The following is a 10,429-nucleotide window of genomic DNA, read 5'->3' on the forward strand; positions in this document are numbered from 1 at the left end:
GTGCAAATTAAAGCAAATACAAAAAATAAATTATATTATTTCATCTTTTATCATATCTTCGAAACTTTGTCTTTTTCTTATAATGTAATGTTTATCTTTATCTATCATTACTTGTGATATTAATGGACGTGAATTATAATTGCTAGACATACTAAAACCATAAGCACCTGCATCAAGCAAAGCAACATAATCGCCCTCTTTAAGAGTTTCACATTCTCTGTCATTAGCAAACACATCAGAGCTTTCGCATATAGGACCTACAAAATCATAATTTGAATATTTATCTGTTTTTACTAAAGGCATTATTTCATTATAAGCCTCATACATAGCAACCCTAACATAATCATTCATACCACCGTCTAAAATAGCATACTTTCTACTAAGCTCTTCTTTTATATATTCAACTCTCATTATCAAAGCACCAGACTCTGCAACAAAATATCTTCCAGGCTCTGTGGTAACGCTAAGATTCATCTCTTTAAGTAGACTTATACTATCTTTTTTAAACTTATCAAAATCAAATCCAGAATGTGCCCTATTGTATCTTACTCCAAATCCTCCGCCTATATCTATATTTGTTATGTTAAAGCCTAAACTATTAACCTCTGCTATTAAGTCTCTCATTACTAGTATTGCCTTATAAAAAGGTTCAGCATCTACCATTTGAGAGCCTATATGCATAGATAATGAATCTATCTCTATATTATCCAAAGACTTTAACATATTAGCATTTTCTCTAATTGTCTTTATACTAATACCAAATTTATTTCCATTAATTCCTGTTGTAATTTTTTCATGAGTATGAGCATCTATATTCGGATTAACTCTTATAGAACATTTTACTCTTCTTTTTAATTCCTTTGCTATAGAGTTTATTCTTATTGCCTCTGGAATAGATTCTATATTGAAACGCTTTATATTTAATTCTATTGATTTTCTTATCTCTTCTTCTGTTTTTGCAACTCCAGAAAATACTATATTCTCTGCCTTTCCGCATGCTTTTATATATTTTAAAGTCTCACCAATAGATACTACATCTCCTCCAATCCCCTCTTCTATCATCATCTTTAATATAGATAAATTATTCTCTGCCTTAATAGCATAAACTATAGAATGATTCTCTATCTCAGAAAACACATTTTTTAAAAACCTAATCTTTTCTAAAATATCATTTTTTGAATATATATAAAAAGGAGTCTTATAAACATCTGTAATATTTCTAATCTCAATATCTTCACACATTAAAATATTATCTTTATAGTATATCATCAAAAAACTCCTAATTATTATTTAAAGATACGTTATAATACTATACATAGAATAAAAGTCAATGATTTTATTATCATTATATTTTTAACTTGCAATAAAATAAAAATTATATATATTTATTATTATAGGATAAATTTATGGCATAAGATACGGAGATTTATAAAAAATGCCTATAGCACCTTTAGATTTACAAGTGCTTTATATGCAGCAATCGCATATAGGCAGAATGGAACATGTAAGAATGGCAGCCAAAACAATAGCCATGCAATCTGAAGATAAGGATATACATAGAGATTCATATATAAAAGATTCCACAGTTGTAAAATCTGAGAATGTTGCTGAAGATAATAAAATTAAAGAGAAAAAAGATAATCAAAAAAATAAAGGTTATATGTCATATAGGAAAAAGAATAAAAAGAAATCTGTATTTAATCAAAACTATGATGATAGCCAAAATGATAATAATATAGAAATAGAAGAAGTATCATCTACTGAGCAAAGTAAAGGATTAAAAATAGATATATTTGGATAAAAATAGGATAAATCTTAAAAATGCAAATCTTAATTAGTATAATAATCAATGTTATAATATTAGCAGTTGTAATGCCTTTGTTTTATGTATATATAGTTTCTAGGGCTAGAGAGAGATTAGAAAAAGAGGTTATAAAAAAAGCAAGAGATGAAATTGAAGCATTGGTAAAAGAATTCAACAATATAGCATTGAGCAGAATATCATTATTAGAAGATGCTATAACTAGAGCGAATAATTTAAATAAACAATTAAATGAAAAAGACCCTCAATTTAGCCAATTAAAAGAAAAAAAAGAATCTACTCTAAATGCCAACATAAAAATGAAATATGATGTATCTGCACCAGATGAAAAAAACATGTTAGATATAAAAGTGGAAGATGATAAAAAGGATATTACTGAAGAAAATAAAGAAAATGAAGAAAAAAATAAAGAATCATTAAATAATAATAATATTTTAGATATCACAATAGAAAAAACAGAAAAAGAAAATAAACAAGTAGAAGAAAACCGTGTTAAAGAAACAAATAATCTTAAAGAAGAAAATAAAAAAGAAGAAATAAAAACTAGCAGGTATGATGAAATACGAAAAATAAAAGAAAATAGTAAAAAAGAGGCAATAGAAAAACTAAGAAAACAACTCGATATGACTATACGAAACAACATAACATTAAACAGAAATAATAATTCAGAAGATAATAACAATACCTACAATTCTGATGAAAAAATAAAACATGATAATATACTAAGACTTCATAAAGAGGGGCTTAGCAATAAAGAAATAGCAGCTCAATTAAAATGCTCATTAACCGAAGTTGATATTATAATAGAATTAAACAATAATTAAATATTATAAATAATCAAATCTTCCAAGTATTCTTGCTAAATGTGCAATTATTATTTGACGTTGTATTGGTTTTGCAATATAGGTATCTACTTTAAGATTTACAAATTCCATAAAAGTATCTTTATTAGTATGTGAGGTAACAACAACTATTTTACCTTCATAATTTAATGCTCTTATCCTTTTAAGTAAATCTATACCATTCATCTGAGGCATTTCAAAATCTAGCATTATAATATCTGGTTTGTCTGGTATTTCTCTTAAATATTTTAAAGCAGCCATAGCATTATCTGCTTCCATAACAACATTAAAATCTTCTGATAATAATATTTTTTTCTCAGCTATTCTTATAATACTAGAATCATCTACTATCATCACTTTATATTGTTTGCCGCTTTTACTATTGAAACCTAATGGAGTTGATGGCATAATTAATTCTCCAAATATATAAGTAAATAATTTTTTAAAATATAACGCCTAATATAGTATTATATTATTACACTTTTGTCAATTACATATTTGATTTTTATCTATTTTTTTGTTATGATATTGAGATATGAATATATCTATTAAATTACATAATAAATTACAAAATCAAAAAGAAGAATTATCTGATATTTATAAAATTGATACAAATAAAGACGGATTTAAAATAATATATAAAAATAATAGAGCAATACATAGCAAATATAATATTGAAAATGAATGTAAAAGGGCATTAGAAAATATAAATAAAAACAAAAATCTAATAATAATATATGGTTATGGATTAGGATATATATTAAAATATTTATTAGAAAATATTAACGATTATTTTAATGATGAAATTATAAAAGATTTAAAAATAGTTATTGTAGTAGAAGATGCCACCATTTTTAAGTATTCATATTATAATATTTATTCTACAAACAAAGAAAACATTTTTTTTATAGACACTGAAGATGATATAGACTATATAAACAAAATAGTAGATTATAAAAATATTAATGGTATAAATCTTGTATTGCTCCCATCACTTACTAAAGAAGAAAAAGAAAAAGCTAATTTATTTTATACTGATATATTAAATAATATGGAAAAAGAATTGTCTAATATATTAACAAATATGTATTTTGAAAATATATGGACAAAAAACATTATATTTAATAGTGAGTATATTAATAAATCTTCTGATGTATCTATATTAAAAGATGCATTTAAAGATTTTAAGGCTTTATTAATATGCCCTGGACCTACTTTGGAATATTCTATAAAAAAAATAAAAAACAATAGAGAATCATTTATAGTAATATGTGTAGATACAGCTTATAGTGTGCTTTGCAAAAATAATATAATACCAGATTTTGTAGTTACTGTAGACGGAGGTTTTTTTAATTCTTTAGACTTTATTTATGAGAGTGCTAATTTTCCATATTTGATAATGGATATAGCATGCAATAAAATAATACCTAAAAGATTAGAAAACAAAACTAATTTAATAAGATTTAGTTCAAATGAAAACTTAGAATTAATAAAATATATCAATGAGTATACTAATATATCAACATTAAATACTTCAAGCACAGTAGCAAGCACTATGATAGATTTTGCATATTATGCAGGTTTTAAAGATGTGCTTTTAATAGGTTTTGACAATAGTTATCCATTTTATCAAAGACATATTAAGCATACATTATCATACGAGTATATGATAAACAAAACAAATAAAATAAAAACGTTCGAGTCTTATTATTTTAATACAATAAAAAACAATACTAATATTGATGTTTATCCTCCTACAGAATTTATATTCGAAAATCAAATAGAGTATTTTAAAAGTTTCAAAGATAAATACAAAAATATGAATATAAAAAGGCTAACTTATGATGCTGTAAAGATAGAATATATTGAAGATGGAAATATTGATGATTTTGTATTTGATAGAAATATAGCATTAAATATAGCAAGTAAAAGATATAAAGAAAATGATAAAACTAATATAAAAGAAGCTTATAATAAATTAAAAACTATATTAGAAGAGTTTAAAATTAAAATACTTAATATTTATAATGAAGCAAAAAATAACAATGATGAAGAAAAAATAAACAATATTTATGATACTTCTATAAAAACAATAAAAACTTATCAAGAGAAAGCAAATATATTAAAAACAATACTCTCTTCTACCATGATGATGTCAAATAGAGCTAACTCAACAAAAAGAAATAAACTTATTTTTCTTCTAACTGAAACATTAAGCAATGTTACTTATTTTTTAAGCAGAATAGATATAGCTATAAAAAAATTATAAAAACATTAATTTTGACAAAATATAATTTATTAGTATAATATTAAGTTATATAAACAATTATTAAGGTAGGCAAACTATGTCAACATTAAAAACATTTACAAGCAAAGAAAACAATAAATTTGATTATGATTCTAGATTAAATAGACTATTAAACATTACTAAAGAAACAATCTTAATAACTAAAAACGAAAACATATTTTATTTAACAGGCTTTAAAGGTACAGCAGGCTGGCTTTTAATATATGATTCTAAAAAGTATTTATTTGTAGATTCAAGATATTTTGAAGTAGCTTCCAAAATTACTCATAAAACTACAGTTGTTTTGGTTGCTAATACTTATCAAGATGCTTTAGCTGATTTTATAAAAGAAAACAATATAAAAGAAATAACTGTTGCTAAAAATTCATTGTATCTTACTGATTATGAAAACGTAGTAGCTACTATGGTAAATAATTCTATTAAAGTATCTATAAGTAAAGCTGATATAGACTCTATAAGAATAGTAAAAGAAAAAGAAGAGATTAATATAATAAAAGAGAATCTACACAGTGCTGAGAAGGCTATGATAAAAATGTTATCAAGTGTAAAAGAGGGAGTTACAGAAAAAGATTTAGCTGCAGAACTTGAATATCAAATGAGAAAAGAAGGCGGAGATAAAACAGCATTTGACACTATACTTCTTTTTGGTGATAGAACCTCTCTTCCTCATGGAGTTCCATCAGATAGAAAATTAAAACTTGGGGATAATATTTTAATGGACTTTGGTTTATCAAGAGACGGATACAAAAGCGATATTACTAGAACTTTCTTTTTCGGCAAAGGCGATAAATTTAATGAAATGCAAAAAATATATAATATAGTAAAAGAGGCAAATGAGAAAGGAGCAGCTGCTATACATTCTGGAATAACTGGAAAAGAGGTTGATAATGTTGCAAGAGAAGTAATAAAAAATGCAGGATACGGACAGTATTTTGGACATGGTCTTGGACATGGTGTTGGACTTGAGATACATGAATCTCCTAGATTATCACCTATAGTTGATCATATGCTTGATGGTGGAGCTGTAGTTACTATTGAGCCTGGAATATATTTACCAGATTTTGGAGGAGTGAGAATAGAAAACATGGCTATAGTAACTAAAGATGGTCCTGCAATTTTAAACAGCACACCAACTGATTTAATTATATTATAAAATATGCCTAGAAGAAAAAAGAAAAAGTTAAATAAATTATTTGTGCTTTTTATAGCAGTTGTTTTTGCTTTAATATATTATTGTTATGATAAATATGACATAATAGAAGCTAAATATTTTACTAAAAAAATAGAAAGATATAATAGAGATGATTGGGGTAAATGGTCAGATGATGACAATGATGGGCTTAATACAAGAAATGAAGTTCTTTTGGAAGAGTCTTTAATAGAGCCTATGATATCAAATAATAGAATAGTATCTGGAAGATGGTATGATAAATACACTGGTAAATATTTTGATGACCCTAAAAATTTAGATATAGACCATTTAGTGCCTTTAAAAAACGCTTATATGAGCGGTGCTAGTAATTGGAGCAAAGAGAAAAAAAATAGATATTATAATTATTTAAAAAACGAGCATCATTTAATAGCTGTTTCAAGAAGTGCTAATCGTTCTAAAGGTGATAAATCTCCTCTCGAATGGCTTCCAGAAAATGAAGAGTATCAATGCGAATATATTAGACAGTGGTATAAGATAAAAACGGATTGGGGGCTCACTATTGAAGAAGGCTTTGATGAGCTATCTAACAGAGTTTGTAAAGGAAAATAAAAATATTCATATTCTTATTTTTAATTGACAAAAGATAATAATAGTTTATTATAAAAATATATAATTACATAAGGAGACTATAATGAAAAAGTATCTATTTCTAATGATATTAATAATCAATAGTTCTGTTTTTGCTAAAAGTGGTTTTGAAGCTATAATTAATGCTGATATTGGTAAATCTATTGGCATACCTATTGGAGATGTTGGTTTTGAGAGAAAAGCTTCTTTTGGTTTTGATGGTGCTCTTACTGCTCAGCTTGGTTTTTTAGCAGATTTTAATAATAACATGGCTATGAGTATATTAGGAGAAATAGGTTTTAGTCATGATAGTTTTTCTTATAGAGTTCCTAATACAGTATATCAAAGGCATACTATTCGTAATCGTTTTACTAGTTTACAATTAGGAGTGCTGCCTAAATTTAATATTAATAATTTTTCTCTAGGATTAGGAGCTGGGGTAAAAATTCCTTTTCATGGGAGAATAGAAACATATACAAGAATATCAGATACTGAAAGTTATAGACATTATGAAAAGATTAGTTTTAATGATATAAAATCAATATACAATCAAATGTATGTTATACCATATATAAAATTAACTTTTGAATGGTTTTTCTCAGATATTAATTATAAAACTAGAGAATTTGTTGATACAAGAGATTTGGGTATTGGATTTTATTTGGGATATGATTTTGGACCTAAATCAAAAAATTATATAGGAACAGACAGTTTTGATATTGGTTTACAGCTTTCTCTAAGATTCAAACCTGCTAAAAATTAAAAAAAATTAAAAATTAAAAATATAATATAAAGAGCATTATTTTTATTAAGTAATGCTCTTTTATTAAATATTCTCTTTAGTTTTTGAAATTAATACAATATCGCCTATTTTCATTTTTTTATCTACTGCCTTACACATATCCCATATAGTTAAAAGAGAGATACTAACAGCAGTTAAAGCTTCCATTTCTATTCCTGTTTTATAGCTGCATCTGCAATAAGACATTGCAATTATTCCATCATCTTCCAAAATAAAATCAATAGACACTTTTTCTATATTAATATTATGGCACAAAGGTATAAGATTAGAAGTTTGTTTAGCCCCCATTATACCAGCTATTCTTGCAACCGATATAACATCGCCTTTTTTTATATTATTTTCTTTGATTAAATCAATAGTATTTTTTGATAAATATATTTTTCCTTGAGCTTTGGCTTCTCTTTTTACAATATCTTTATTTCCAACATCAACCATATTGGCATTGCCATTTTCATCTATATGAGTTAATTCCATATTATCCTCCTATCATACTAATAGATTTCACATCACTATAAGTGCCATTCTCAGGCTTACCTTCAATGCATTTTATAATAGAGCCTCTTATATCATTAAAATCAATTTTAAACTTAATATTACTATGCAAACAACTAAGCAAATAACCATCAGAAAGAAGCCTTATTCTATTACAATATTTGCATCTATGAGGCCTATCATAATTGATACTATCAACCTTTTGAGAATTAATATTATAATATTGAATGGTTTGTAATTTAGCATTAACTTCACTTGCATATTTTTCTAATAACGGCAATTCTTCCCTACTCTTCTCATCATAAACAACAACATTAATCTTTAATTGAAAACCAAGTTTAGAAGCTGTTTCAATTCCTCTTAAAGCATCTTTTAAATTGCCGCCTCTTGTAATATATTTATACCTTTCATCATCTAAAGTATCAAGAGAAACATTAATAGAATCAAGACCTGCTTTTTTTAATTTTTCTGCTATAGGAGAGAGAAGGAGTGCATTTGTAGTCATAGCTATAATTTCAACATTTTTTACTGTTTTAATCATAGATACAAGCTCATCAATGTTTTTTCTCACCAAAGGCTCTCCTCCTGTAAGACGAACCTTTTTAACTCCAAGCTCTGCTGCCTCTTTTACAACATTATATATTTGTTCATAAGATAAAATTTCATTATGACTTTTTTTCTCAACACCATTTTCTGGCATACAATAAACACATCTTAAATTACATCTATCTGTAACAGATACCCTAATATAATTAATCTCTCTATTAAAGGAATCTAACATCAACTATACTCCCCGCTTTTATATTAGAAACACCTATATCTATTTTTAATATTCCATTAGCCTCAGAGAAAGATGCTATCATAGAAGAATTATTATAATTTATAAGTCTAGCTTCTAACTTTGTATTATTATGAATAAGCTTTACAGGTACATACTCAAGTCTTTCATTATCTTTTCTTTTAAACTCATCTGTCAATACAGCATTTGTATAACTACTGTCATAATTCAACCCCAAGCAACTTAATATATAAGCCTTAACCATAATCTCAAAAGTCATAAATGAAGAAACAGTATTACCAGGTAAAGCAAATACTGCCTTTTTATTAAGCTTACCAAAAAATAAAGGTTTACCAGGCTTCATAGCTAAACCATGAAATATTTGTTTTACTCCAATCTCCAACAATTCTTTATGCACATAATCAAAATCGCCCATAGATACTCCGCCGCTTATAAGTACAATATCATTTTCTTCCATAGCCTTAGAAAGTATATTTTTTATCTCTCTTTCATTATCATTTACTTTGCCATAAAACTTACTATCACAAGATAATGCTAAAGTCCTTGATACAAGCATAGGAGCATTAGCATCATATATCTGACCATCTTTTAAACTCTCTCCAATATTTGCTATTTCATCTCCTGTAGAAACAACTCCTACTTTAATTTTTTTCTTCACATCAATATTTGAAAAACCAAAACCTGCTAATATCGCTATATCTTTTGGAAGTAAAAATTTTTTATCTAGTATCTTTTCACCTGTTTTTTTATTGTTTCCTTTTTTTATTACATTATTGCTAATTTCTTTTTTTGTAAATTTAATAGTAGTTTTATCTGCTTCTATTTTTTCAGTCCATTCAACTCTCTGTACAGCATTGCAATTTTCTGGCAGCATTGCACCAGTCATAATCTTCACGCATTCACCGCTATTAACTTTTATTTTCTCACAAAGCCCAGCATATATTATTTTGTCTTCAATTAAAACATAATCATCTTTATTTTCATCTTCTTTATTGTAGGCATATCCGTCCATAGATGATTTACTAAAAGGAGGGTCATCATTCAAAGCATAAATATCATTAACTAAAACCCTATTATAAGAATTAAGTACAGATATTTTCTCTTCTCCATAATCCTCTATATTTTCTAATACCAATTTTAAAGCCTCATCAGGATGCAAAAAAGTTCTAGACATTTTTAATTACCTCAAACATAAACTATTTAAATATATTATTCTAAAAACATAATATTATCAATATTAAGAGCTAAGTTTATTTCCATTCCAACATAATAATCTTTTTTATAATTCTCTTTATGCAAATGCCATATTATTTCACTTTCAGTATTTATAGGAGTAACAGTGATAACATAAGAAAAAATCTCTTCTACTATCTTTTTAATACGGCATTTTATATTAATGTTTTGAGAATTATGTAAATTATTATTTTCAAAAAAACTATTAGCCCTAACTCCTACATAATTTATATTATTATTATTACTATTAATTATAATATTCCAATCAACACACTCTATTTTTTTATCATCTAATAATCTCACCCTTGAAAAGTTCTCACACCCAACAAGCAATGCAGAAAAATATGTTTT

The 10,429-nt window shown here is 25.9% G+C and carries 11 protein-coding genes and 1 pseudogene; 6 read left to right on the forward strand and 6 right to left on the reverse strand.

Features of this window, described 5'->3' with window-relative positions:
• Positions 1–30: 30 nt before the first annotated feature.
• The gene (gene lysA, locus E6A48_RS04250) at positions 31–1,269 is read right to left on the reverse strand and encodes a diaminopimelate decarboxylase (RefSeq protein ID WP_219708813.1); all 1,239 of its coding nucleotides are present in this window, start codon (positions 1,267–1,269) and stop codon (positions 31–33) included.
• Positions 1,270–1,435: 166 nt separating this feature from the next.
• Here lysA and E6A48_RS04255 point away from each other — a divergent pair, with 166 nt between their 5' ends.
• The gene (locus tag E6A48_RS04255; RefSeq protein WP_219708814.1) at positions 1,436–1,801 is read left to right on the forward strand and encodes a hypothetical protein; all 366 of its coding nucleotides are present in this window, start codon (positions 1,436–1,438) and stop codon (positions 1,799–1,801) included.
• 20 nt (positions 1,802–1,821) lie between these two features.
• Positions 1,822–2,646, forward strand: a complete 825-nt coding sequence (locus E6A48_RS04260) for a hypothetical protein (protein WP_219708815.1) — start codon at positions 1,822–1,824, stop codon at positions 2,644–2,646.
• A gap of 3 nt (positions 2,647–2,649) precedes the next feature.
• On the opposite strand, the gene E6A48_RS04265 is transcribed toward E6A48_RS04260, so the two are convergent.
• Positions 2,650–3,072, reverse strand: coding sequence for a response regulator transcription factor (locus tag E6A48_RS04265; protein WP_219708816.1), 423 nt, complete (start codon positions 3,070–3,072; stop codon positions 2,650–2,652).
• 127 nt (positions 3,073–3,199) lie between these two features.
• Here E6A48_RS04265 and E6A48_RS04270 point away from each other — a divergent pair, with 127 nt between their 5' ends.
• The 4 genes from E6A48_RS04270 (at position 3,200) to E6A48_RS04285 (ending at position 7,515) form a co-directional block, all read left to right on the forward strand.
• Complete coding sequence (locus E6A48_RS04270; RefSeq protein WP_219708817.1) at positions 3,200–4,933, forward strand: motility associated factor glycosyltransferase family protein; 1,734 nt, start codon at positions 3,200–3,202, stop codon at positions 4,931–4,933.
• Positions 4,934–5,009: 76 nt separating this feature from the next.
• Complete coding sequence (locus E6A48_RS04275) at positions 5,010–6,125, forward strand: M24 family metallopeptidase (protein ID WP_219708818.1); 1,116 nt, start codon at positions 5,010–5,012, stop codon at positions 6,123–6,125.
• A gap of 3 nt (positions 6,126–6,128) precedes the next feature.
• Entirely contained in the window at positions 6,129–6,734 is a 606-nt protein-coding gene (locus tag E6A48_RS04280) for an HNH endonuclease family protein (RefSeq protein WP_219708819.1), read from the forward strand.
• 82 nt (positions 6,735–6,816) lie between these two features.
• Positions 6,817–7,515: a hypothetical protein gene (locus E6A48_RS04285; RefSeq protein WP_219708820.1), complete on the forward strand. Its 699-nt coding sequence runs from the start codon at positions 6,817–6,819 to the stop codon at positions 7,513–7,515.
• A 63-nt stretch (positions 7,516–7,578) separates the two neighbouring features.
• Here E6A48_RS04285 and moaC read toward each other — a convergent pair whose 3' ends face one another.
• The 4 genes and pseudogenes from moaC to E6A48_RS04305 all read right to left on the reverse strand — a co-directional run.
• Entirely contained in the window at positions 7,579–8,028 is a 450-nt protein-coding gene (gene moaC / locus E6A48_RS04290; protein WP_219708821.1) for a cyclic pyranopterin monophosphate synthase MoaC, read from the reverse strand.
• A gap of 1 nt (position 8,029) precedes the next feature.
• Positions 8,030–8,827, reverse strand: a complete 798-nt coding sequence (locus E6A48_RS04295) for a GTP 3',8-cyclase MoaA (RefSeq protein WP_219708822.1) — start codon at positions 8,825–8,827, stop codon at positions 8,030–8,032.
• Positions 8,811–10,019, reverse strand: a complete 1,209-nt coding sequence (locus E6A48_RS04300) for a molybdopterin molybdotransferase MoeA (protein WP_219708823.1) — start codon at positions 10,017–10,019, stop codon at positions 8,811–8,813. Before E6A48_RS04300 ends, E6A48_RS04295 begins: the two co-directional genes overlap by 17 nt.
• A 35-nt stretch (positions 10,020–10,054) precedes the next feature.
• Positions 10,055–10,429 (reverse strand): annotated as a pseudogene (locus E6A48_RS04305) (sulfate/molybdate ABC transporter ATP-binding protein); the annotation flags it as partial.

It is taken from the genome of Brachyspira pilosicoli (assembly GCF_019402445.1).
Classification (GTDB): domain Bacteria; phylum Spirochaetota; class Brachyspiria; order Brachyspirales; family Brachyspiraceae; genus Brachyspira; species Brachyspira pilosicoli_B.

Excerpts from the sequence above, each read along its gene's own strand:
- lysA (WP_219708813.1), bottom strand. The coding sequence starts at position 1,269 with ATGATATACTATAAAGATAATATTTTAATGTGTGAAGATATTGAGATT.
- E6A48_RS04255 (WP_219708814.1), top strand. The coding sequence starts at position 1,436 with ATGCCTATAGCACCTTTAGATTTACAAGTGCTTTATATGCAGCAATCG.
- E6A48_RS04260 (WP_219708815.1), top strand. The coding sequence starts at position 1,822 with ATGCAAATCTTAATTAGTATAATAATCAATGTTATAATATTAGCAGTT.
- E6A48_RS04265 (WP_219708816.1), bottom strand. The coding sequence starts at position 3,072 with ATGCCATCAACTCCATTAGGTTTCAATAGTAAAAGCGGCAAACAATAT.
- E6A48_RS04270 (WP_219708817.1), top strand. The coding sequence starts at position 3,200 with ATGAATATATCTATTAAATTACATAATAAATTACAAAATCAAAAAGAA.
- E6A48_RS04275 (WP_219708818.1), top strand. The coding sequence starts at position 5,010 with ATGTCAACATTAAAAACATTTACAAGCAAAGAAAACAATAAATTTGAT.
- E6A48_RS04280 (WP_219708819.1), top strand. The coding sequence starts at position 6,129 with ATGCCTAGAAGAAAAAAGAAAAAGTTAAATAAATTATTTGTGCTTTTT.
- E6A48_RS04285 (WP_219708820.1), top strand. The coding sequence starts at position 6,817 with ATGAAAAAGTATCTATTTCTAATGATATTAATAATCAATAGTTCTGTT.
- moaC (WP_219708821.1), bottom strand. The coding sequence starts at position 8,028 with ATGGAATTAACTCATATAGATGAAAATGGCAATGCCAATATGGTTGAT.
- E6A48_RS04295 (WP_219708822.1), bottom strand. The coding sequence starts at position 8,827 with ATGTTAGATTCCTTTAATAGAGAGATTAATTATATTAGGGTATCTGTT.
- E6A48_RS04300 (WP_219708823.1), bottom strand. The coding sequence starts at position 10,019 with ATGTCTAGAACTTTTTTGCATCCTGATGAGGCTTTAAAATTGGTATTA.